General features: G+C 52.9%; 20 protein-coding genes. All 20 read left to right on the top strand.

Annotated features, from left to right (window positions below):
- Nucleotides 1–14 precede the first annotated feature (14 nt).
- The 20 genes from HX811_RS12105 (at nt 15) to HX811_RS12010 (ending at nt 24,001) form a co-directional block, all read left to right on the top strand.
- Complete coding sequence (locus HX811_RS12105; protein WP_256344428.1) at nt 15–2,225, top strand: bifunctional prephenate dehydrogenase/3-phosphoshikimate 1-carboxyvinyltransferase; 2,211 nt, start codon at nt 15–17, stop codon at nt 2,223–2,225.
- Entirely contained in the window at nt 2,222–2,911 is a 690-nt protein-coding gene (gene cmk / locus HX811_RS12100) for a (d)CMP kinase (RefSeq protein WP_003172653.1), read from the top strand. The genes HX811_RS12105 and cmk overlap by 4 nt, the downstream gene beginning before the upstream one ends.
- A gap of 119 nt (nt 2,912–3,030) precedes the next feature.
- Nucleotides 3,031–4,725 (top strand): 30S ribosomal protein S1, encoded by a 1,695-nt coding sequence (gene rpsA / locus HX811_RS12095; protein WP_003218806.1) that lies wholly within the window; start codon nt 3,031–3,033, stop codon nt 4,723–4,725.
- A gap of 339 nt (nt 4,726–5,064) precedes the next feature.
- Nucleotides 5,065–5,361, top strand: coding sequence for an integration host factor subunit beta (gene ihfB, locus HX811_RS12090; RefSeq protein WP_003218804.1), 297 nt, complete (start codon nt 5,065–5,067; stop codon nt 5,359–5,361).
- Nucleotides 5,362–5,384: 23 nt separating this feature from the next.
- On the top strand, nt 5,385–5,627 hold the full coding sequence (locus HX811_RS12085; RefSeq protein ID WP_177046053.1) for a lipopolysaccharide assembly protein LapA domain-containing protein: 243 nt from the start codon (nt 5,385–5,387) through the stop codon (nt 5,625–5,627).
- 266 nt (nt 5,628–5,893) lie between these two features.
- Complete coding sequence (locus tag HX811_RS12080; protein ID WP_177046051.1) at nt 5,894–7,243, top strand: Wzz/FepE/Etk N-terminal domain-containing protein; 1,350 nt, start codon at nt 5,894–5,896, stop codon at nt 7,241–7,243.
- 649 nt (nt 7,244–7,892) lie between these two features.
- A complete protein-coding gene (tviB, locus tag HX811_RS12075; protein WP_102606086.1) occupies nt 7,893–9,170 on the top strand; it encodes a Vi polysaccharide biosynthesis UDP-N-acetylglucosamine C-6 dehydrogenase TviB in 1,278 nt (425 codons plus the stop codon).
- A gap of 51 nt (nt 9,171–9,221) precedes the next feature.
- Nucleotides 9,222–10,247, top strand: coding sequence for an NAD-dependent epimerase/dehydratase family protein (locus HX811_RS12070; protein WP_023659073.1), 1,026 nt, complete (start codon nt 9,222–9,224; stop codon nt 10,245–10,247).
- Between the two features lie 105 nt (nt 10,248–10,352).
- Complete coding sequence (locus tag HX811_RS12065) at nt 10,353–11,474, top strand: DegT/DnrJ/EryC1/StrS aminotransferase family protein (RefSeq protein WP_177046049.1); 1,122 nt, start codon at nt 10,353–10,355, stop codon at nt 11,472–11,474.
- Complete coding sequence (locus tag HX811_RS12060; RefSeq protein ID WP_177046047.1) at nt 11,474–12,163, top strand: WbqC family protein; 690 nt, start codon at nt 11,474–11,476, stop codon at nt 12,161–12,163. The genes HX811_RS12065 and HX811_RS12060 overlap by 1 nt, the downstream gene beginning before the upstream one ends.
- Before the next feature lie 14 nt (nt 12,164–12,177).
- A complete protein-coding gene (locus HX811_RS12055; RefSeq protein ID WP_177046045.1) occupies nt 12,178–12,591 on the top strand; it encodes an N-acetyltransferase in 414 nt (137 codons plus the stop codon).
- 19 nt (nt 12,592–12,610) lie between these two features.
- On the top strand, nt 12,611–14,116 hold the full coding sequence (locus HX811_RS12050) for an oligosaccharide flippase family protein (RefSeq protein WP_177046043.1): 1,506 nt from the start codon (nt 12,611–12,613) through the stop codon (nt 14,114–14,116).
- Nucleotides 14,113–15,033 (top strand): glycosyltransferase family A protein, encoded by a 921-nt coding sequence (locus HX811_RS12045; protein WP_177046042.1) that lies wholly within the window; start codon nt 14,113–14,115, stop codon nt 15,031–15,033. The genes HX811_RS12050 and HX811_RS12045 overlap by 4 nt, the downstream gene beginning before the upstream one ends.
- A gap of 7 nt (nt 15,034–15,040) precedes the next feature.
- Complete coding sequence (locus HX811_RS12040; protein ID WP_003218783.1) at nt 15,041–15,568, top strand: serine O-acetyltransferase; 528 nt, start codon at nt 15,041–15,043, stop codon at nt 15,566–15,568.
- A 19-nt stretch (nt 15,569–15,587) separates the two neighbouring features.
- The gene (locus HX811_RS12035) at nt 15,588–16,871 is read left to right on the top strand and encodes a hypothetical protein (RefSeq protein WP_173406090.1); all 1,284 of its coding nucleotides are present in this window, start codon (nt 15,588–15,590) and stop codon (nt 16,869–16,871) included.
- Between the two features lie 51 nt (nt 16,872–16,922).
- Nucleotides 16,923–18,812: an asparagine synthase (glutamine-hydrolyzing) gene (gene asnB / locus HX811_RS12030; RefSeq protein ID WP_177046041.1), complete on the top strand. Its 1,890-nt coding sequence runs from the start codon at nt 16,923–16,925 to the stop codon at nt 18,810–18,812.
- Entirely contained in the window at nt 18,809–19,951 is a 1,143-nt protein-coding gene (locus HX811_RS12025; protein WP_102605092.1) for a glycosyltransferase, read from the top strand. The genes asnB (HX811_RS12030) and HX811_RS12025 overlap by 4 nt, the downstream gene beginning before the upstream one ends.
- Entirely contained in the window at nt 19,951–21,909 is a 1,959-nt protein-coding gene (gene asnB, locus HX811_RS12020) for an asparagine synthase (glutamine-hydrolyzing) (protein WP_177046040.1), read from the top strand. The genes HX811_RS12025 and asnB (HX811_RS12020) overlap by 1 nt, the downstream gene beginning before the upstream one ends.
- Nucleotides 21,906–23,036: a glycosyltransferase family 4 protein gene (locus HX811_RS12015; protein ID WP_177046039.1), complete on the top strand. Its 1,131-nt coding sequence runs from the start codon at nt 21,906–21,908 to the stop codon at nt 23,034–23,036. Before asnB (HX811_RS12020) ends, HX811_RS12015 begins: the two co-directional genes overlap by 4 nt.
- Nucleotides 23,033–24,001, top strand: a complete 969-nt coding sequence (locus HX811_RS12010) for an SDR family oxidoreductase (protein ID WP_177046038.1) — start codon at nt 23,033–23,035, stop codon at nt 23,999–24,001. Before HX811_RS12015 ends, HX811_RS12010 begins: the two co-directional genes overlap by 4 nt.
- The last annotated feature ends 10 nt before the right edge of the window (nt 24,002–24,011 follow it).

The following is a 24,011-nucleotide window of genomic DNA, read 5'->3' as shown; positions in this document are numbered from 1 at the left end:
AACCTGCTGTACCTATGATCGGTCGCCTGGTGGTGGTCGGTCTGGGATTGATCGGCGGCTCCTTTGCGAAGGGCCTGCGGGAAAGCGGCCTGTGTGGCGAAGTGGTCGGTGTGGACCTGGACCCGCAATCGCGCAAGTTGGCGGTGGAGTTGGGTGTGGTGGACCGTTGCGAGGCTGATCTCGCTGTAGCCTGCCAGGGCGCGGATGTCATTCAGCTGGCGGTGCCGATCCTGGCCATGGAGAAGTTGCTGGCGCTGTTGGCCGGCATGGATCTGGGCCAGGCAATCCTGACCGATGTCGGCAGTGCCAAGGGCAATGTGGTGCGTGCGGCGCGGCTGGCCTTTGGTGGCATGCCTGCGCGGTTTGTGCCCGGGCATCCGATTGCCGGGTCCGAGCAGAGCGGGGTGGAGGCGTCCAATGCGCAGCTGTTCCGTCGCCATAAAGTGATTCTGACACCGCTGGATGAAACCGATCCTGCGGCACTGGCCGTGGTGGATCGGCTCTGGCGCGAGCTGGGGGCGGATGTCGAGCATATGCAGGTCGAGCGCCACGATGAAGTGCTGGCAGCGACCAGCCATCTGCCGCATTTGCTCGCATTTGGCCTGGTGGATTCGCTGGCCAAGCGCAACGAGAACCTCGAGATTTTCCGCTACGCCGCCGGTGGTTTCCGCGACTTTACCCGGATCGCCGGTAGTGATCCGGTGATGTGGCACGACATCTTCCTTGCCAACCGCGATGCGGTGTTGCGCACCCTGGACACGTTCCGCAGCGACCTCGACGCCTTGCGCGACGCGGTCGATGCTGGCGACGGGCACCAGTTGTTGGGCGTGTTCACCCGTGCGCGGGTGGCGCGGGAGCATTTCAGCAAGATTCTGGCGCGTCGGGCCTATATGGATGCTGCAGTAAACGCGGATGACCTGGTGTTTCTCGCCAGTCCCGGTGGCCGCTTGAGCGGGCAGATCCGCGTGCCTGGGGATAAGTCGATCTCCCATCGCTCGATCATGCTCGGTTCTCTGGCGGACGGTGTCACTGAAGTCGAAGGTTTTCTGGAGGGTGAGGACGCCCTGGCGACTTTGCAGGCGTTCCGCGACATGGGCGTGGTGATTGAAGGCCCGCACCATGGGCGCGTCACCATCCACGGGGTTGGCCTGCATGGCTTGAAGCCGGCGCCAGGTCCGATCTATCTGGGTAACTCCGGCACCTCCATGCGGTTGTTGTCCGGTTTGCTGGCGGCCCAGCGCTTCGACAGTGTGTTGACGGGTGACGCCTCGCTGTCCAAGCGCCCGATGAATCGCGTGGCCAAGCCATTGCGCGCAATGGGTGCGGTGATCGAGACCGGGCCGGAAGGGCGCCCGCCGCTGACCATTCGCGGTGGCCAGGCACTCAAGGGGCTGACCTACGCATTGCCGATGGCCAGCGCTCAGGTCAAGTCCTGCCTGTTGTTGGCCGGGTTGTATGCCGAGGGTAAAACCTCGATTACCGAACCGGCACCGACCCGCGACCATACCGAGCGGATGTTGCGTGGTTTTGGGTATCCGGTGGACGTGGCGGGCGCTACGGCGTCGGTTGAGTCAGGTCACTCACTGACCGCGACGTATATTGAGGTCCCGGGGGATATTTCCTCCTCGGCGTTCTTTCTGGTGGCGGCTTCAATCGCCGAAGGCTCCGAGCTGTTGCTTGAGCATGTGGGTATCAATCCGACCCGTACCGGCGTGATCGATATCCTGCGACTGATGGGCGCGGACATCACCCTGGAAAACCAACGGGAAGTGGGTGGTGAGCCGGTCGCTGATTTGCGTGTTCGTGCGGCGCCGTTGAAGGGGATCGAGATTCCTGAAGCCCTGGTCCCGCTGGCTATCGATGAGTTCCCGGTGTTGTTCGTGGCTGCGGCGTGCGCCGAAGGCCGGACGGTATTGCGTGGGGCAGAGGAGCTGCGGGTCAAGGAGTCCGACCGGATCCAGGTCATGGCCGACGGTCTGCTTGCGCTGGGCGTGAAGTGTGAACCGACACCTGATGGGATTATTATCGATGGTGGCGTGATCGGCGGTGGTGAGGTCCACGCCCATGGCGATCACCGGATTGCCATGGCCTTCAGCGTGGCTTCCCTGCGAGCGGCTGCGCCGATTCGTATCCATGACTGTGCCAACGTGGCTACGTCTTTTCCGAATTTTCTTACACTGTGTGCCCACGTCGGCATCCGTGTTGCCCAAGAGGCTCAATTGTGAATATCAAAGCACCGGTGATTACCATCGACGGGCCAAGTGGCTCGGGCAAAGGCACGATCGCCGGCATCCTGGCCAAGCGCCTGGGCTGGTGCCTGCTGGATTCCGGGGCGCTGTACCGCTTGCTGGCCTTTGCCGCCCGCAACCATGGCGTCGACCTGACCAACGAAGAATCGCTGAAGCTGCTGGCTGCGCATCTTGACGTGCAGTTCGTCGGGGCGACCGAAGGTCATCCCCAGCGCATCATCCTGGAAGGGGACGATGTGACCGACGACCTGCGCAACGAGCAGGTCGGCTCCTGGGCTTCCCAGGTCGCCGCATTGCCGGCGGTGCGCGATGCTTTGCTGCAGCGCCAGCGGGCTTTCCAGGAACCGCCGGGTCTGGTGGCCGATGGCCGCGACATGGGCACGGTGGTCTTCCCCGAGGCGCCGCTGAAGATTTTCCTCACGGCCAGCGCCGAGGAGCGGGCCCGTCGCCGTTACTTGCAGTTGAAGGGCAAAGTCGATGGTGTTAGTCTGTCGAGTCTGCTAGATGAGATCCGTGCACGCGATGAGCGTGATACCCAGCGTGCGGTAGCCCCGCTCAAGCCGGCGGCTGACGCCATACAGCTGGATTCCACGGAGTTGTCCATCGAGCAGGTGCTGGAACGCATCTTGAGTGAGATCGCCATTCGCGATATCGCCGGGTGACCAAGAAGGCCGCAGGGGACCAGTCATAGTCCTGTGGTGCTTCTTTTAATTGAAACTGACCCACACCGTCTGGGGTGTGGAGATGGGCGTATTCTTCGCCCTTATCAACAGGAATTAAAATGAGCGAAAGCTTTGCGGAACTCTTTGAAGAAAGCCTAAAAACCCTGAACCTTCAGGCAGGCTCCATCATCACCGGTGTTATCGTTGATATCGATTACCAAGCTCGCTGGGTAACCGTTCACGCTGGTCTGAAGTCTGAAGCTCTGATCCCGCTGGAACAGTTCTACAACGATGCTGGTGACCTGACTATCAATGTCGGTGACGAAGTTCACGTTGCTCTGGACTCGGTTGAAGACGGTTTCGGTGAAACCAAGCTGTCCCGTGAAAAAGCCAAGCGCGCTGAATGCTGGATTGTTCTCGAAGCAGCCTTCGCAGCTGAAGAAGTGGTCAAGGGCGTTATCAACGGTAAGGTTAAAGGCGGCTTCACTGTCGACGTTAACGGCATCCGTGCGTTCCTGCCAGGTTCTTTGGTCGACGTTCGTCCTGTGCGCGACACCACGCACCTGGAAGGCAAGGAACTCGAATTCAAGGTCATCAAGCTCGACCAGAAGCGCAACAACGTTGTCGTTTCCCGTCGCAGCGTCCTGGAAGCAGAGAACTCCGCCGAGCGTGAAGCTCTGCTGGAATCCCTGCAGGAAGGCCAACAAGTCAAAGGTATCGTCAAGAACCTCACCGATTACGGCGCATTCGTCGATCTGGGTGGCGTCGATGGCCTGCTGCACATTACCGACATGGCTTGGAAGCGTATCAAGCATCCATCGGAAATCGTCAACGTTGGCGACGAGATCGATGTCAAGGTTCTGAAGTACGATCGTGAGCGCAACCGTGTCTCCCTGGGCTTGAAGCAGCTGGGCGAAGATCCATGGGTCGCTATCAAGGCTCGTTACCCAGAAAGCACTCGCGTCACCGCGCGTGTTACCAACCTGACCGACTACGGCTGCTTCGCAGAGCTGGAAGAAGGCGTGGAAGGCCTGGTACACGTTTCCGAAATGGACTGGACCAACAAGAACATCCACCCTTCGAAAGTCGTACAAGTCGGCGACGAAGTGGAAGTTATGGTTCTGGACATCGACGAAGAGCGTCGTCGTATCTCCCTCGGCATCAAGCAGTGCAAATCTAACCCATGGGAAGATTTCTCTGGCCAGTTCAACAAGGGCGATAAAATCTCCGGCACCATCAAGTCGATCACCGATTTCGGTATCTTCATTGGTCTGGACGGCGGCATCGACGGTCTGGTTCACCTGTCCGACATCTCCTGGAACGAAGTTGGCGAAGAAGCTGTTCGTCGTTTCAAGAAGGGCGACGAGCTGGACACCGTTATCCTGTCGGTTGACCCAGAGCGCGAGCGCATCTCCCTGGGTATCAAGCAACTGGAAAGCGATCCGTTCTCCGAGTACGTTCAAGAGAACGACAAAGGCGCAATCGTTAAAGGCATCGTGAAGGAAGTTGACGCTAAAGGCGCCATCATCACTCTGGCCGACGATATCGAAGCGACTCTGAAAGCCTCCGAAATCAGCCGTGACCGCGTTGAAGACGCGCGCAACGTTCTGAAAGAAGGCGAAGAAGTAGAAGCCAAGATCATCAGCGTTGACCGCAAGAGCCGCGTAATCCAGCTCTCCATCAAGTCGAAAGACGATGCTGAAGAGAAAGAAGCCATCCAGAGCCTGCGCGACAAGCCAGCTACCTCTGAGCCTTCTGCTGGTCCTACCACTCTGGGCGACCTGCTGCGTGCACAAATGGAAAAGCAGAACTAAGTTCTGTCAGACCATAGAAAAAGGGCGACTTCGGTCGCCCTTTTTTGTGCCTGGGATTTGGTGTTGTGCGCAACGTCGCCTTGGTGTTCTGCAGGTGGAACGCTATGGTCACGCTGGCAGCGCATCGGCTCCTGCAGGCTCTATCTGGCAGTGATCGTCGTGGAGTGGCTTCAGTGAGGCTGAGCGGCGGCTGGCGGCCGTGCGGCGAAATGCCAACTCTCATCGACTTACGCCCCAACTCTTTGAATATAAGTCAATACTTGGGCTGTTCAAATTCCTCCGGTCATGCTAAAACCTTCGAAGCGCTTTTCCTAGCTGCTTGAAAAAGAAGGGAAAAATATGACGAAGTCGGAGTTGATCGAACGAATTGTCACCCATCAAGGGCTGCTCTCATCCAAGGATGTGGAGCTGGCCATCAAGACCATGCTTGAGCAGATGTCCCAATGTCTGGCTACCGGCGATCGGATTGAAATTCGTGGGTTTGGTAGCTTCTCGCTGCACTATCGTGCGCCTCGTGTGGGTCGCAACCCAAAAACCGGGCAGTCCGTCAGCCTTGACGGCAAGTTCGTGCCTCATTTCAAGCCGGGCAAGGAATTGCGCGATCGGGTGAACGAAGACGAAGAAGAAGGCGTCTGAGGGTTTTTGGGTAGGAGAAGTTTATGCGTGGGGTCAAGCGCGTTGTGTCGGTGCTGATTACTTTGCTCGTTATGGTTGGGGTGCTGGCGTTTGTGCTGGAGAATCAACAGAGCGCCGCTTTGTCATTCCTGGGGTGGACCACTCCCCAGGCACCGATTTCCATCTTCATTACATTGGCTTTGCTTGTAGGAATGACCGTTGGTCCATTGGTGGGTTTGGCGTTTAGGCTGAATCGCTCCCCTCGGTCGAAGAGGCTGGCGCCCTGATTGATAGCTCGGTGCGCACGGGGTATCGCATAAGCTTTTGTAGCATTTTTCAAGAAGTTTGGCTTTTTCGGAACAGTCCTACAGATTGTCAAGACTTGTAATATGGCAATTAGATGGCAAAATGCTTGCTGTTCTCGAGAATAGGCAATTTTTGTGGCTCATCCCAGCAGCGACGCCGGGGGCGAGCCAGATGTTTATAATTCTAAAAAACCATGAATTGTCTGCATAACGAGCCCGCAGTTTCTCTTTGAAGGCAGGTTTTTGTTGTGAGTAGTAGTTTTAATGCCCCTCCGGTACCACCATCCGATGAAATTGATCTTGTCGCGCTTTTTCAGGCGGTATGGCAGCAAAAGGTCCTCATAGTCATAGTCACCGCGCTTGTTGGCGCGATGGCTGCCGCTTATGCCTTTTTTGCGACTCCAGAATATCAAGTCAGTAGCGTTTTGCGCCCCGCGGCGATCAACGAATTGGATGCGTTGAATCGATCTGAAATTTACGGTCTTCCTCCTGGAGAGGCGCTGATCAGGGTCGGAGCGTCTCTTGAGTCGTATGACACCCGCCTGAGTTTTTTTCGGAGTCATCAAAATCTATTTAAGGCATTTGAGCGTCCAGGAAGAACTCTCGAGCAGAGTTTTGAGGAGTTCAATCGTAACTCGATCAATCTGGTTCTGCCTGATCCTAAAAAAGCCGACTCCCTGAGTGCCTATATCAAACTTGAGATGAACTATCCCAAGGGAATTGATGGTGTCTCGATTTTGAACGGGTTTATTCAGTTCGCGATTGATACCGAGCGTCAGCAGATCGGCGCTGATTTGAACGTAATCGTGAAAAACCGACTGAACGAGATTGAAGGTAAGCTGAAGGCTGCTCGCTCAAGCTATGAGATCGATAAAGAGGCAAAAATTGCCACTCTGACTGAAGCTGATGTGCTTCGGCGTGCCCAGTTGCAGGATGAGCTCAAAGCGCTCAGGGCCCAATTGAAAATCATCCGTGGTGATCGGCTTGTACTGCTGAACGAGGCAATTGGCATCGCCAAGTCGCTGGGTATTAAAAAGCCAGCTACTCCCTCGTCGCTCGGCGATGAAAACCGCGCTGGGACGCCAGGCATGATGCGTACCGAAATCAATAACCAGCAGATCCCCCTATATTTTATGGGCGTAGATGCACTGGAGGCAGAGCGAAATGCCCTGCAACGGCGCACGTCTGATGACTTCACTGAAGGTCGTATCGCGCAAATTGCCAAAGAGCTTCAACTGCTGCGGGCCAATCGTCAGATTGAGGTCTTGAATCGTCGTGAGAATGAAGACCTGTTTCTAATCAATGTGGAGCCCCTGCGTGCAGAGGAGGCTCGGCTACGTAAACTGAATATCGATATGAGTCGGTTGAAACTGGTGACTATTGACAAGCAGGCGCTCGAGCCGCTGAGTCCAATTAAGCCGAAGAAAGCTCTCGTGCTCGCAATGGGGCTGTTTCTGGGTGGGATTCTTGGCGTTCTGATTGCCCTGGCTCGAACACTACTGGCAAGCAGGAAAAGAATGGCGACACGTCAAGTGCCCGTTCTCGGCTCTGAACTGCTTGGAGAGGGAAAAGCTCAGGCTCAGACGCGAGTGTGTTAACTGCGTCCAGTAGGGTTGTGTCGCTCGATTGTGTGCAAACAACCCGATCTCCAATTCTTCTCTCGGTATAGGGACTGCTCCTATACCCAACCAAATCACCTTCAGGTGTTCAAAAAATGACTCTCCGGCATGCCATGAGCCTTCAGGCTCTTGGCGTTGCATGTCTGACGTCGGGATCCTGATGCCGCGAGTTCTGATTTATATTGGTATCGCGTAGTATGATTATCTAGCTGTCATGGAACTCTTCTAATTGAGAATCATCGAAGCATGATGGCATTGCGCTATGCTTTGCGGTCTCCTGATTATCCGATTCCGAGTGCAACTGAGGGCGATATTCTTCATGGTGTTCAGCGGGTTGTGGTGTTTAAACTATTCGGCGCTGATGGGCCAGGAGCGATACGTACCCTATTCGACAGGGGAGGCTGCGGCAGTGCCAGAAACAAACCTGAATTGTTCGCTGATGGAATATGCTGCTGACGAATAATATAGGTGGTGGAATGCCTCAAAAAGCATCACTGAGGGATTAGTTGGATGTGCGAGCCATGACTGTACCAGGAGAGAGTACTGAATCGGCGTCGCGCTTGAAGCACTTCATACTGAAATTAATTCAGTAAATATTATGGATTCTCTGATTATTTAGGCTTTGATTATGCAAAAACTGGAAGATATTAAGCTCGCCATTATCGGCCTTGGATATGTGGGCCTGCCCCTCGCAGTGGAGTTTGGTAAGCATCGGACGGTGGTCGGGTTTGACATTAACCAGCCGCGTATCCAAGCCTTGAAAGAAGGACATGATTCAACTCTCGAAGTCAGTGACGAGGAGCTGAAGCAGGCGGGCTATTTGAGTTATAGCTGTGAGCTGAATGAGCTGGCTGCCTGCAACACTTTTGTCGTTACCGTTCCGACCCCTATCGACGAATACAACCAGCCAGACCTGACGCCTCTGATCAAGGCTTCTGAAAGCATCGGGAAGGTGCTGAAGAAGGGCGATCTGGTAATTTACGAGTCAACCGTATACCCAGGCGCTACAGAAGAAGACTGCGTCCCGGTTCTTGAGCGGGTCTCTGGTCTCAAGTTCAACGTCGATTTCTTCGCTGGCTACAGTCCTGAGCGGATCAACCCGGGCGACAAAGAGCACCGGGTTACTACGATCAAAAAAGTCACTTCCGGCTCCACGCCTGAAATCGCTGACCTGGTCGACGCACTTTACAATCAGATCATTGTCGCGGGCACTCACAAGGCTAGCAGCATCAAGGTTGCCGAGGCTGCCAAGGTTATCGAGAACACTCAGCGCGACTTGAATATTGCGCTTATCAACGAGCTGGCGATTATCTTCAACAAGATGGGCATTGATACGGAAGCGGTGCTTGAGGCAGCGGGTACGAAGTGGAACTTCCTTCCGTTCCGTCCAGGGTTGGTCGGCGGGCATTGCATCGGTGTTGACCCCTACTACCTTACCCATAAAGCCCAGTCAATCGGCTACCACCCGGAAATCATCCTGGCCGGCCGTCGTTTGAATGATGGCATGGGCGCTTACGTTGTTTCACAGTTGGTAAAAGCGATGTTGAAAGAGCGCATCCATGTAGATGGTGCTCGCGTATTGATCATGGGCCTGACTTTCAAGGAAAACTGCCCGGACCTGCGTAATACTCGTATCGTCGATATCGTGAGTGAACTGGCAGAGTACAACATTGCTGTGGATGTTTATGATCCATGGGTGAGTGTTGCCGAAGCGGAGCATGAGTATGGGATCACTCCTGTTTCCGAGCCGGGAGTAAATGCATACGACGGTATCGTTCTGGCGGTCGCTCACAATGAGTTCCGTGCCTTGGGTGCAGAAAATATCCGTCGGTTTGGTAAGGCGGAGCACGTTCTTTATGATCTTAAATACCTTCTGAGTCGTGAAGAATCGGACATTCGCCTGTAAGCCCCAGGTTTCTGAAGTCGTTAACCTAAATCAAATTACGAGCTAATATCGATGACCCGCTACGAAACTCTGATAGAAACACTTCCAGCTTCGCCGAAAACCTGGTTAGTCACCGGAGTTGCGGGTTTTATTGGCTCTAATTTGTTGGAAACACTGCTTGGCTTGAATCAGACGGTTGTCGGGTTGGATAATTTCGCTACCGGTCACCAAAGAAACCTCGACGAAGTAAAAAATACAGTTCTCCCTGAGCAGTGGGCACGTTTTCGATTTGTCGAAGGTGACATTCGAGAGCTGAAGGATTGTCATCAGGCCTGCGAAGGTGTGGATTATGTACTGCATCAGGCCGCGTTGGGGTCTGTTCCTCGTTCCCTTAACGACCCGATCACAACAAACGGTACCAACATTGATGGCTTCCTCAACATGTTGGTCGCGGCACGGGATGCCAAGGTAAAGAGCTTTACTTACGCGGCAAGCAGTTCGACTTATGGCGATCATCCCGGTCTGCCAAAAGTTGAAGACGTGATCGGTAAGCCGCTGTCCCCCTACGCGGTCACCAAGTACGTCAATGAACTGTATGCCGACGTTTTCGCCAGATGCTATGGTTTTGAAACAATCGGTTTGCGTTACTTTAATGTTTTTGGCAAGCGCCAGGATCCTGATGGTGCTTACGCGGCTGTTATCCCAAAATGGGCGGCTGCAATGATAAAAAACGAGGAAGTTTTCATCAATGGTGATGGTGAAACCAGTCGGGATTTCTGCTTCATCGAGAATACAGTTCAAGCCAATATTTTAGCCGCGACTGCAAGCGATTCTTCCGCGCGCAATCAGGTTTATAATGTGGCGGTCAGTGGGCGCACTGATCTCAATATGTTGTTTTCGGCGTTGCGCGAATCCCTGGCGGAAAACGGCATCACTTATGATAAAGAGCCTGTGTATCGAGACTTTCGCGCGGGTGATGTGCGCCATTCACAGGCAGATATTGGCAAGATACAAACGCTTTTGGGATATGCACCCAAGTTTAATATTGGGCAAGGCATCGCAAAGGCCATGCCTTGGTATGCGGAATTCTTGAAGTAAGAATAGCGCGAGATATGGATTCTCTCTATCTCGCTATATGACTTACTAATAAGTACTCAGCTACGAGGCGCGGTTGAGTGATTAAGATTAGCGCAAGGAAGTTTTATGAGCGATAAGCCTGTTTATGTAACTCAGCCCTACCTTCCGCCACTAGAAGAGTTTGTTCCCTATCTTGAAAAAATATGGGAGAGCAAGACACTGACCAATGGCGGCCCAATGCACCAGCAGCTTGAAAAGGAGCTCTGTGAGTACCTGGGGGTGGAGCACATTGCGCTTTTTAATAACGGTACAATCGCGTTATTGACTGCGTTGCAGGCGCTCAGAGTTACAGGCGAAGTCATTACGACACCTTACTCATTCGTTGCGACTGCTCACTCTTTGTTGTGGAATGGGCTGCAGCCTGTTTTCGTGGATATCGATCCTGTTACTTTTAATTTGGATCCGAAAAAAGTCGAGGCGGCAATTACGTCGAAAACCACAGCTATCATGCCAGTGCATTGCTATGGTTATTCCTGCGATACCGACGCTATTCAGAATATCGCTGATAATTACAATCTGAAAATTATCTATGATGCCGCTCATGCGTTCGGCGTTAACGATGCAGGGGGAAGTATTCTTCGTCATGGCGACTTGAGCATTTTGAGCTTCCATGCCACTAAGGTATTCAATACCTTTGAGGGCGGCGCCATCGTCTGCCCCGACGCGAAGACAAAAAAACGCATAGAACAATTGAAGAACTTTGGCTTTGTAGATGAAGTCACCGTGGTCGCACCAGGGATAAATGGGAAATTAAGCGAGATTAACGCGGCGTTTGGGTTGCTTCAGCTGAAGCATATCGACAGTGCGATGAATCTGCGTAAAGAAATTGGTCAACGCTACAGTTCCGGATTAAAAAGTGTTGAAGGTATCAGCCTGAGCCACATCAGTGCAGGCCTTGAGTCGAATTATTCGTACTACCCCATTCTGGTTGAAGATGATTACCCGCTCTCGCGAGACGAGCTTTACGAAGTGTTAAAGGAGCAAAACGTATTCGGTAGACGGTACTTTTTTCCTTTAATCAGCGAGTTTTCCATGTATAGAAGCATGCCTTCAGCGGACAGTCGGAACCTGCCTGTGGCTCATAATATTTCATCGAAAGTTCTTTGCCTTCCTATCTATCCGGCGCTGGAGATGTCTGCCGTTGATAAGGTTGTCGAAATAATTCGTAATGTGAGAAAAGCGTCGTAATGAAGCTCGCAATAATGCAGCCTTACTTTTTTCCGTATGTCGGATATTTTAAGCTGATAGAGTCCGTGGATAAGTTCGTTTTCTATGATGATGTCGATTTCATTAAAAATGGATGGATAAACAGGAATCGGATATTTGTATCCGGCAAAGTCGGTTATATGACTATTCCGCTCCTTGGGGCGAGCTCTAATCAAAAAATTTGTGACGTGCAAACCCAGAAAAAATCACTCTGGGTCCGTAAGCTGACCGAGGCAGTCAAACAGAACTATTCGAAAGCACCAAACTTTAAAGCGTGTTTCGAGTTGTTCAGCGCCGTTCTCGAGCAAGAACAAGACTCAATTTCTGATTATGCAAAATCCAGTGTTTTGTTAACGGTCGAGGCATTGGGTATCGATGCTGAGATGGTAATGAGCTCGAAGGTTTACGCAAACGAGCAATTGAAAAGCGAAGACCGAATTCTGGATATTTGCAATAAAGAGCAGGCCGACGAGTACTGGAATTTACCAGGTGGTGCGCTTCTCTATGAGAAAGAGAGTTTTGCTTCGCGAGGCATTGATCTGAAGTTTGTCAAGCCGGCGCTAGTTGAGTATCCACAGGCGGGACGAGATTTCGAGCCCGGCCTCTCTATTTTGGATGTGATGATGTTTAACTCTTTTGATGAAGCTCGCCAGCTTGTCACTAATAAATAAACGATGGGTTATTTATGCTGCCCCCAGAGCTGAAAGATTTAATACACATTGAGCAGCGTCTTCAAAAAGGAGAGTTTATTCGCGGTATCTCTGCAGAAGACTACATTCTGAAAATTGAAGACCAGGCAGAGATTTTCATCCATCACTCTGGTGGGTCGTATAACGGGTTTGTGGCATTTTACTGCAATAATGATGTATCCAGGGAGGGATACATAGCGTTGCTTTTGATCGCTGCAAGTGGCCGAGGCAAAGGGCTTGGGGGCGAGCTCCTGAGCAGCGCACTCATGGTGATGAAGAGTCGCGGTTTCACTGCATGCAGCCTGGAGGTACGCGCAGGGAACAGTTCAGCGATAAAGCTTTACACGCGGTATGGATTCAAGATAGTAGCAGACGGCGACACGAACATAAAAATGCAGGTTCGGCTATAAATATTCGGGATATAAACAATTGTCGCTTCAGAAGAACATAGCCGCTAACTACGTAAGCCAAATATATGTGACGTTGATTGGCATCGTGATGCTGCCTGTCTATATAAAATACATGGGCGCGGAAGCCTATGGCCTGGTTGGATTTTTCTCCATGCTGCAGGCCTGGTTCAGCTTGCTTGATCTTGGCTTGACACCTACGATCGGCAGGGAAACTGCACGTTTCAAGGCCGGTGCGGTATCGGCATTGGACTTTCGGCGGTTGTTCCGGGCGCTCCATGTTTTATTTCTGGGCATTGGCATTCTCGGCTTTATTACGTTGTATCTGTTTGCCCCGCTTGTTGTAAAACATTGGCTGAAACTTGATGCGTTGAGTGTCGAACAGGCGAGTTTTGCTATACAGATAATGGCCGCATGTATCGCAATCCGCTGGATATGTGGCTTGTATCGAGGCGTCATCACCGGTGGCGAACATCTGGTTTGGTTGAGTGGCTATACTTCAATCATTGCGACACTCAGATTTATATTTGTTTTGCCCGTGATGTGGTTTTATGGATATACGCCGATTGTATTTTTCTTTTATCAATTAATTATTGCGGTTGTGGAAATCCTCGGGTTGTACATTAAGTCGTATGGCGTACTCCCAAAGGTAGTCAGCGCGTCGATGGGGTGGTCGCTCAAACCCATTAGAAGTGTCTTGGCTTTTTCCCTCACCGTGGCGTTTACTGCCTCAATTTGGGTAATGGTCACGCAGACAGATAAGTTGATACTTTCGAGCATATTGCCGCTAAGCCAGTACGGATACTTCACTCTGGCGGTGCTGATTGCTGGCGGGGTAATGGTTATAACCGGACCGATCAGCAGCGCGATTATGCCGCGAATGGCCCGCTTACATGCCGAAAACAAGGAAGCTGATGTGATTACGATTTATCGTAACTCTACTCAACTTGTTTCCATTATTGCCGGTGCTGCATCGATTACCCTTGCAATTTGTGCGCGTCCTTTGCTGTGGGCATGGACAGGTGACGCGACCGTTGTCGAAAACGTTGCCCCGACAATGGTGTTGTATGCGATTGGAAACGGGTGCTTGGCGGTTTCAGCATTCCCTTACTATCTTCAGTATGCTCGCGGAAACCTGAGGCTTCATTTTCTGGGTAACCTGATTTTGTTATGCGTCATGGTCCCCGCTATCTATTTTTCGTCGACCTATTACGGAAGCATCGGTGCTGGCTACAGTTGGATGATGGTCAACCTGACATTCTTGATCTTTTGGGTTTGGTTCGTTCATTCGAGGCTTGAGCCTGGGCTCCACAAGAAGTGGCTGACTCATGATATAGGTTTGATTGTTTTACCCGCAGCCGCAGTCGGACTGCTTGTTAATTGGGTAGATGTGCGAAGTGAAAGCAGGATTTTAAGCGTGCTCATAGTGTTTGTTTCAGGTGGGTTAATTATGTTGACCGCGGTGGCTTTTTCAAGCGCTGCCCGGGCAATGGTAGCTAACAAGATTGTTGGGCGGAGAGGCGTGTGAGTATTGTTTCCGAGGGAGAAGATATAAAGGTTTCAGTATGTGTGCTGACTTATAATCAGGTTGGTTATATCAGCGAGTGCTTGTTGAGCTTGATTAATCAGGTCACGGATTTCAAGTTTGAGGTGATCGTCGGTGATGACTGTTCGACAGATGGCACCAGCGACGTAGTACGTAGTTTGGCGGAGCAATACCCCGATATTGTCAAGCCGCTTATACATGAAAAGAATGTTGGTATCACGGCAAATTACCTTGAAGTGCACGCTTTGGCATGCGGCAAGTACATTGCTCATCTCGATGGTGATGATTACGCTCTTCCAGGGAAACTACAGGCTCAAAGTGACTTTCTGGACGAGCACCCGAACTATAATATCGTCTGGCACAGGATGCTCGTCGAGAATCCTGGCACCAAGGTTGTTGTAGAAGACCTCATTGACTTATCTCGCGTGAGTAACTCGTTCACCAGAAAGGACATTTTTCAATATATAACGATTGGAATGAACAGTTCTAAAATGTATCGGGCCACGGCAAGGGACATTGAACTGCCAGATTTTCCTTTGCTGGATTACTTTGCAAACGTCGAGCAGGTTGGACAAGGCTATGCAGGGTTCGTCAGCGCCAAGCCTTTGGGTGTTTATCGTACAGGTATCGGTATTGCCTCCTCGGGAAACAAGACAAAAGTTTTGCTGGTGAAGTCGTTTGATTACTTTTTGGAAAAGTACAAAGGTAGTGCCGCAGATATATCGGTGTCTATCAGCTTCTTGTTTATTGCCGCACTGAAAAACAGGCGTTTTGAAGACTGTAAACTGTTTTTCCCAATATTCGTTCGCGCTTTTAGACTGACGACTATACCAAAAGTATGGCGTGCCAGTAAGATGCTTTCAATGCTCAGAATCCCCGATGCGGTCAAGAGTAAATGAGGTTTTTATGTCGTTAACCTATTTGATCCAGGACCTACGCTCAATCGCAGGTAGTGAGCGGGCGTCCAGAGTGCTCAAGAGCGTAGTGTTTGATCACACCGCTCATTTGACCATCATGTTGCGACTGGGCCAAAGCCTGTTAAAAATTCCCGTTATCGGGCGTGTATTGAGCTTTCTGGTTGAGTATTTTATTCGCATTGTCTTTGGTAGCGATATCTCTTGCAGGGCACAAATTGGCCCAGGTCTCTGCATCATGCACGGTCATGACATAGTGATAGGTGCCGACGTAGTAATGGGGTCGAACTGCAAAATTTTTAATGGTGTGACTTTTGGGAACCAGGACCTATCGAAAACCAGCAAGGGCAATCAACCGACACTGGCAAATAATGTGGTTATTTGTACGGGCGCAAAAGTCCTCGGGCCGATTTTTCTGGGTGACAATGTGGTTGTGGGTGCGAACAGCGTTGTTGTTAAAAGCTTTCCACAGGATACGGTTGTTGTAGGTGTTCCTGGCAAGGCGCTCGTGAGAACGTAACTTCAACTTCGGTGGCAGGGTGAGCAAGGTGCGGTCGTTTTTTTTGGTGTTGGTTGTTTTTTTCTACGTGTTCAATTTTACGCTCAGCTTTCTGGGCGTGCCCTCTGTCGCGCTTCTCATTCCTGGGGCTTTGCTTCTGATTCTTGCTGATCCGTTGCTCCGCGGTTTTGTTGGTTATGCATTTGTCACCTGCCGCTTTGCCATCGTGGCGCTGTTGCTCGCGGGTTCCTTGGGCGTGATGCTGAGTGTTCTCTGGGGTAACGCTGAGACAATATTTCTGGAGATTTTCATAAAGTTTATTGTCGTTCTGCTGTTGGCGTTGGTTATAACTTATTATGCGGTTGGCCGGCGTGCGAATTCAGATGATGCACTCTATGGATTTCATCGATGCTTCGAGTTGATCTATTGGGCGACTGTTCTTCAGGCGTTTTTCATTATGCTGTCGTTCGTGGAGCCCTCTTTTAGGGATTTGTTATCCGCGTCGTTGGCTAACCGTGGAAATATTGAAGTTGATAGTGTTCTGCGCTTTCGCGGTATTCACGATAGCGGCGGTTTTAACCTCAGCGCTATTCTTGCGCTGGCCGCTGTATACGGTGTTTACTCAGTATATTCCCGGGCCAATAATGCGACCATTTGGCGATTTCTAAGCATCTCCGTGATTGCTCTTTCAATTACACTGGTTGCACGTACCGGTGTGGTCGTATTCCTTCTTGGCGTGGGGCTTCTCGCGATTCGATGGCCTCTGAAGTCCCTCATCGTAGGGGTGGCTTTTAGCGCCTTTGCTGCGCTGGCAATTTTGTTATTCCAGTATTTTTTTCCGGAAAGGTTCGAATTTTTTTCAACCTACGTTTTTGATTATGCGTTCGAGATTTTCATCAACTATTCGAAAGGTCAGGGCCTCACCTCTGCCTCTACGGATGATCTGAAAAGTATGCTTTTCGTCCCGGATCTGTTGAATATTATTGCAGGTAGTGGCTCGTTTGATGATCAAAGTGGTGGCGTCGCGCGGTCTGACTCCGGTTATCTGAAAACGCTGCTTGCCAGTGGCATCGTGGGATTTGTGCTGGTTTACGCGTCTTATGGTTGGATGTTCTTGAAAATCTGGACAGGGATGCGGCGATTTGCCGATGCGGGCTATTTTGTTTTGGTACTGTTGTGCCTGATTTTAGTTTTGGAAGTAAAGGCTCCTGTGTTTTATCAGAATGACGTGTCTCGCTTGTTTATATTGATATTTTCAAGCGCGCTATTGCACCGGTTTTATAATCGCTATGCGAGCGTGAACCCGAGTGCTCATCTGGCTTGACTCAGGCGGGCGAGAACGGCCCGACCAGTAAATTAATTGCGAGCTTTCCTGATGTGTGGTTTTTCCGGATATTTTACGAACAAGAAGTTTTCTACCGATGAGTCTTCGCTGCTTGAGGCAATGGGCCGCTCAATCATCAACCGTGGCCCGGACGGCGGCGGTTATTGGTTTGATTCAGCCGCTGGTATAGGCCTGTCCCACAGGAGGCTCGCGATTGTCGACCTGACTGCTGCCGGCCACCAGCCAATGCATTCATCGAGTGGGCGCTTCGTAATTGCGTTCAATGGCGAGATCTACAACCATGGCGAACTGCGTGCTCTTCTTGAGGAGAGCGGGCTTTCGCCTACCTGGAACGGGCACTCAGACACAGAAACGCTGCTTGAGTGCTTTGAGCACTGGGGAATCGCAAAGACCCTGCAGGCAACGGTTGGGATGTTCGCCATCGCGCTGTGGGATACCCGGCAAAATGAACTGGTATTGGCTCGGGATCGTCTTGGGGAGAAGCCGCTTTATTGGGGGTGGCAGAATGACGTGCTGTTGTTCGGTTCTGAACTCAAGGCGCTCAAGATCCATCCCGCGTTTTGCGCTGATATCGACCGTGACGCCTTGGCCCTTTATCTGCGCCACAACTACGTTCCCGCGCCCTACAGCATCTATCAAGGGATCGAGAAGCTGAAGCCGGGGCATTATGTAAGGATCGCGATAGACCAGCGCCGATCGGATGTAAAAGCGTTTCCTTTTTGGTCTTTCAATCGGGCGGTTGAGGCGGGGCTTGCGTCTCCGCTGCAATCTGATGCCAACGCCGTAGTTGATACGCTTGAAGCACAGCTTAGCGAAAGCATCGGCATGCAAATGCTCGCGGACGTGCCCCTGGGCGCGTTTCTAAGTGGTGGCGTGGACAGCAGTCTTGTGGTTGGCCTGATGCAGAAGCAAAGCCCGCGACCGGTCAAGACGTTCACCATTGGCTTCAGTGAGGCAGGGTTCAATGAAGCTGAACATGCTCTGGCCGTATCCCGCCATTTAGGTACTGAACATACTGAGATCTATGTTCAATCCAAAGACGCGTTGGACGTTATCCCGGATCTACCGAACATCTACTGCGAACCCTTTGCCGATAGTTCACAGATCCCGACCTTCCTGGTCAGTCGCCTTGCGCGACAACAAGTCACCGTCACGTTAAGCGGTGATGCGGGAGATGAGCTGTTTGGCGGCTACAACCCTTACCAATTTGCCCCACGTATCTGGGGGAAGATCAGCCAGGTGCCGTTACCCCTGCGACGTTTTGCATCCGCAACGCTCAAGGCATTGCCGATAAAAGGCAAGGTCGAGAAGTTGGTGGATATTCTTGATACTCCGAGTCGGGAGGACTTTTATCGGCAACTTGTCAGTCACTGGAAAACACCTTCCAGTGTCGTTATCGGCGCGAAAGAGCCGATTACGGTGCTTGACACCTCTTCAGCGTGGCCCGCTACGCAGCGGTATGAAGAGTGGATGATGGCGATGGATGCACAGACCTATATGGCTGACGACATCCTGGTAAAGGTCGACCGTGCGGCGATGGCCAGCAGCCTGGAAACTCGTGTGCCAATGCTCGATCACCGGGTTGTTGAATTGGCCTGGCGCATCCCGTTGGATATGAAGATTCGAGGTGGTGTTGGCAAGTGGGTATTGAGGGAAGTGCTTTATCGTCATGTTCCTCGCGAGTTAATCGAGCGACCAAAAAAGGGCTTTTCCATACCTATCGCGACGTGGTTGCGCGGGCCCCTGCGCGATTGGTCGGAAAGCTTGCTGGATGAAGGCCGGTTGCGCCGGGAGGGTTTCTTCCATCCTGCACCGATCCGCCGTGCCTGGGAACAACACCTCAGTGGTCGGGCTGATCATTCAAGCAAGTTATGGGGTGTCCTGATGTTCCAGGCGTGGTTGGAGGAGCAAGGCCGTTGAAAGTTACCCATATTATTGTCGGTCTGCATATCGGCGGCGCGGAGTTGATGCTGCTTCGGCTCTGTGAGTCATTCAACTCAAGCGGCGATGATGAACACAGTGTTATCTCATTGACGGATTTGGGTGAAGTGGGCGCTCGGCTGCGTGCCTGCGGGGTGACTGTTGACACGTTGGGTATGCGGGGGGCCTGGGATGTCATGCCAACGTTTGCAAAGTTGGTTCGCCATCTTCGGCTGAACAAGCCTGATATCGTTCAGACCTGGATGTATCACTCTGACTTGTTGGGTGGCTTGGCAGCGCGTTGGGTGGGGATCAGGGGCGTGATCTGGGGGGTCAGGACCACTGACGTCAGCCGAGGCGGCGCAAAGGCCACAATTATTGTTCGCAAACTGTGTGCCTGGCTGTCGGCGACTGTCCCCAGCGTTATCGTGTGCGCTGCCCAGGCGTCACGAAAGACGCATGTGGCTGCGGGTTATTCCCCGAGCAGAATGGCTGTCATTCCCAACGGGTTTGATCTTGAGCGTCTGGTTGCATCGCCGCAAGAGCGTGAGGCCATAAGGTCGGCGCAAGGAATAAGCGCAGATGACTTCGTTGTAGGAAGCCTGGGGCGTTTTAACGAAGTCAAGGATCACGCCAGTTTTGTCGAGGCTGCCGGGCTCGTCGCTCCCAGGTTCCCGCACGTCAAGTTCCTGATGGTGGGACGTGATGTCGATGAGGCGAATAGCGTATTGATGGCGCAGATTGCATCAACCGGATTCGCTGATCGATTTGTGTTGCTGGGTGAACGAAAAGATGTGCCCGCCTGCTTTAAGGCGATGGACATGTTTTGCCTGCATTCATTTACCGAAGGTTTTCCTAATGTGCTGGGCGAGGCGATGAGCCTGGCGTTGCCTTGTGTGACGACCGATGCAGGAGACGCGGCATTCCTGCTGGGTGAAAATGGGTTTGTCGTACCCGTACAGGATCCACTCGCGTTGGCTGAAGCGCTGGCGAAGATGATTGCAGCGTCTCCTGCCGAGCGATCAATGATGGGGCAGGGTGCCTATACACGTATCGTCGAAAATTTCACGATGAAATGTACCGAGCATAAATTCAAAGAAATCTATGACCGGCTTTACTTAAATCAGGACGTTCATTGATGTGTGGTTTCAGCGGAATTTTCCAGGCCCGTAATAGTGATCTGGCATCGATCATTACCCGGATGAACGATGCCCTCGTGCACCGTGGCCCCGATGATCGTGGTGTATGGGTTGACGAAAATGCAGGCCTCGCGCTCGGGCATCGACGGTTGGCAATTGTCGATCTGTCGGAGGCCGGTCATCAGCCGATGCATTCCAGTTGTGGGCGATTTTTAATCGTCTTCAACGGTGAGATCTATAACCATACCGAACTCAGGCAGAAGCTGGACAATGAAGGATTGTCGCCACCCGCATGGCGAGGCCATTCTGATACCGAAGTCCTGCTCGCAGGTCTTGCAGGCTGGGGTGTCGAAAAGACCTTGCAAACATCGGTTGGTATGTTTGCCTTCGCGCTGTGGGACAGGCAAGAGCAGGTATTGACGCTTGCACGCGATCGGATGGGCGAGAAGCCTTTGTATTACGGTTGGCAGGAAGACACGCTGCTGCTGGGGTCTGAGCTCAAGGCTATCAAGGCTTTCCCGCAGTTCACTGGCGAAGTGGATCGCAACGCGTTGACGCTATTGCTTCGGCACAACTGCATTCCTGCGCCTTACAGCATTTATAAAGGCATCGCCAAGCTCGAGCCCGGCCACTACGTAACGCTTGCGCTGAAGAATCTGCCCGCTGCAAAGGCCGCCGTCCCACAGGCTTACTGGCGTCTCAACGACGCAGTAGCAAAAGGCATTGCCGACCCCTTCAAGGGCACTCCCGCCCAAGCGACGGATTTGCTGGAGACTCAACTGAGCTCAAGCATTGGTCAGCAAATGCTCGCAGATGTGCCTTTGGGTGCATTCCTGAGCGGCGGCGTGGATAGCAGCACTATCGTGGCCTTGATGCAGGCCCAGAGCGCCCAGCCAATCCGCACATTCACCATCGGCTTCGACGAAGGCGGCTATGACGAGGCTGTTCATGCCAAGGCGGTTTCCAAGCATCTTGGCACGCAACACACCGAGTTGTACGTGCGCCCGGACGATGCCCTGGCTGTTATCCCGCGTCTACCGTCGATGTATTGTGAGCCGTTCAGCGACAGCTCGCAGATTCCCACATTCCTTGTCAGCCAATTGGCCAGCCAACAGCTCAAGGTTGTGTTGAGTGGTGACGGCGGCGACGAGCTCTTCGGCGGTTATAACCGCTACCTCAGCGCCAAGAAAGTCTGGTCAAAAATGCAGCAACTGCCGCCGTTTGCCCGGCAGGCGAGCGCCGGGCTTTTACGCTCACTTTCACCGTCCACCTGGGACAGCCTGTTCCGTCTCTCCAAACCTTTGCTGCCCAAGCGGCTTCATCTCAGCACGCCTGGGGAAAAGGCTCATAAATTGGCTAGCGTCCTGGCGCTTGCGGATGGGCATGAGTTCTACCTGCAGCTCAACAGTCATTGGACTGACCCTGCCAGTGTCGTGATCGGTGGCAAGGAACCCGAAACCATTTTCACTGACCCTTCGCGCTGGCCCCAGACCGATAGTTTCGAACACTGGATGATGGCGATGGACGCCCAGACCTATATGTCGGATGACATCATGGTGAAACTGGATCGCGCTGCGATGGCCGCAAGCATTGAGGGTCGGGTCCCTATGCTTGACCACAGGATTGTCGAACTGGCCTGGCGCATGCCTCTGGACCTGAAGATTCGTAACGGCCAGGGCAAATGGCTGTTGCGAGAAGTGCTTTATCGTCATGTTCCCAAGGAGTTGATCGAAAGGCCCAAGCAAGGTTTTGGTATCCCGCTTGGGGCGTGGCTACGCGGTCCTTTACGGGAGTGGGCAGAGTCTTTGTTGGATGAAGCGCGCTTGCGCCAGGAGGGATACTTCCACCCTGAACGCATCAGGCACATGTGGCAGGAACATCTTGAGGGCCGGGGAAACTGGCAGCCTCACTTGTGGACCATCCTCATGTTCCAGGCATGGTTGGAAGAGCAGGCATGAGTAAAGTACTTTTGTTTATCGTCAACGACCCGGGTTTTTTTCTTTCGCACCGGCTGGCAGTTGCCAAGGGCGCGCAGGCGGAGGGCTATAGGGTTCATGTGGCGTGCATGCCTGGTCCGGCTGTTGCGGCTATTGCCGCTGAAGGTTTCGAGTTTCACCCGTTGCCGCTTTCACGTAGCGGCCGTAACCCCTTGGCCGAACTGGGACTGATGTTCGCGATCTGGCGGCTGCTCTGGCAATTGAAGCCGGACGTCTTGCACCTGGTGACCATCAAGCCGGTTTTGTATGGTGGCGTTGCCGCTCGGCTGGCACCGGTCAAAGGTGTGGTTACCGCTATTTCCGGACTGGGCTTTGTATTTCTCTCCAAGGGACTCAAGGCCACTATCACGCGAAAGGTTGTCAGCACCTTTTATCGGTTGGCATTGGGCAAGCGTAATCTGCGCTCGATTTTTCAGAACCCCGATGATCGTGACCTGCTCTTGAGCATGGGTGGACTTACCCAATCCAAGGTCGTGATGATTCGTGGTTCAGGCGTCGACCTGTCTCGTTACACCGCGTTGCCAGAACCGGAAGGGATCCCAGTGGTGTGCCTGGCGGCTCGACTGCTGCTGGACAAGGGCGTTGTCGAGTTCGTTGAGGCGGCAAAAATATTGACCGCGCGCGGTGTTAACGCGCGCTTTCAGTTAATTGGTGACATTGATCCCGGTAACCCGGCGACAGTTACCACCTCACAGTTGCAGCAGTGGCGAGAGGAAGGGGTGATTGAGCTGCTCGGTTACCGCGACGACATCGCGAATGTGTTCGCTGCGGCGAATATTGTGACCCTTCCTTCCTATCGTGAAGGCTTGCCCAAGGTACTGGTCGAAGCCGCAGCGTGCGGCCGCGCAGTGGTCACCACCGATGTGCCAGGTTGCCGGGACGCGATTGATGCCGATGTAACAGGGTTTCTGGTACCTGTTCGTGATGCACAGGCCCTGGCGAATCAATTGCAGGTGTTGATTGAGGCTCCTGCCTTGCGTGCCCGGATGGGGGCGGCTGGCCGTGAACTGGCTTTACGCGCATTTGCGATCGAGAAGATCGTGCAGCAGCATTTGGATGTGTACAGAGAGTTGGAGCGCGCGCTTTGAATCAGCACAAAACTATCTTCGTCACTGGAGCCAGTGGCTTTGTGGGGGGAGCACTGGTCAACCGGTTGGCATCCGCAGGGGACTGTCGGGTGTTGGCGCTGGTACGTCGCGAGGGTGTGACACTGCCTGCGTCTGCTGTACCTGTGCGGGTCGGTGCCGATTATCTTGCGGGTGAGTCGCTTGCTCTTGAAGGGGTTGATGTTCTGGTTCACTGCGCCGCGCGCGTTCATGTGATGTCAGACGCCTCCAGTGATCCGTTAACCGAGTATCGCAAGGTCAACGTCGAAGGCACGTTGAAGCTGGCGGAGCAGGCAGCTCAGGCGGGCGTCAGGCGTTTCATCTTTATCAGCTCGATCAAGGTCAACGGTGAGGGAACCCGAATGGGCGCCCCTTACACGGCAGATGACGTGCCGGCGCCGTGCGACCCCTATGGTGTTTCCAAAATGGAGGCCGAGCAGCAACTCTTGTCGCTGGCGCAAAGAAGCGGGATGGAAGTTGTTATTATTCGTCCCGTCCTGGTGTACGGCCCTGGGGTCAAGGCAAACTTTCGCAGCATGATGAATTGGCTCAACAAAGGTGCTGTACTGCCGTTGGGCGCTATTCGTAACCAGCGCAGCCTGGTCGCGCTGGACAACCTCGTTGACTTGATTGTGACGTGCCTGGATCACCCGGCGGCGGCCAATCAGACGTTTCTGGCCAGCGATGGTGATGACATGTCGACCACTGATTTGTTGAGACGCATGGGGATTGCCTTGGGTAAACCGGCCCGGTTGATCCCCGTACCGGCAGCCCTACTGCAATTGGGCGCGACCGTGCTAGGCCGCAAGGCTATTGGCCAGCGCCTGTGTGGTTCGTTGCAGGTTGATATTGGCAAGACTCGCCAATTGCTGGGCTGGAATCCTCCATTGACGGTGGCCAGCGCATTACGCAAGACGGCTGAAAGTTTTCAGGGAAGCTTGAAGTAAATAGTGGTGC

Origin of the sequence: Pseudomonas sp. F8002 (assembly GCF_013385495.1) — a bacterium.
Taxonomy (GTDB): Bacteria; Pseudomonadota; Gammaproteobacteria; order Pseudomonadales; family Pseudomonadaceae; genus Aquipseudomonas.
This window is presented reverse-complemented; position numbering and strand designations above follow the sequence as displayed.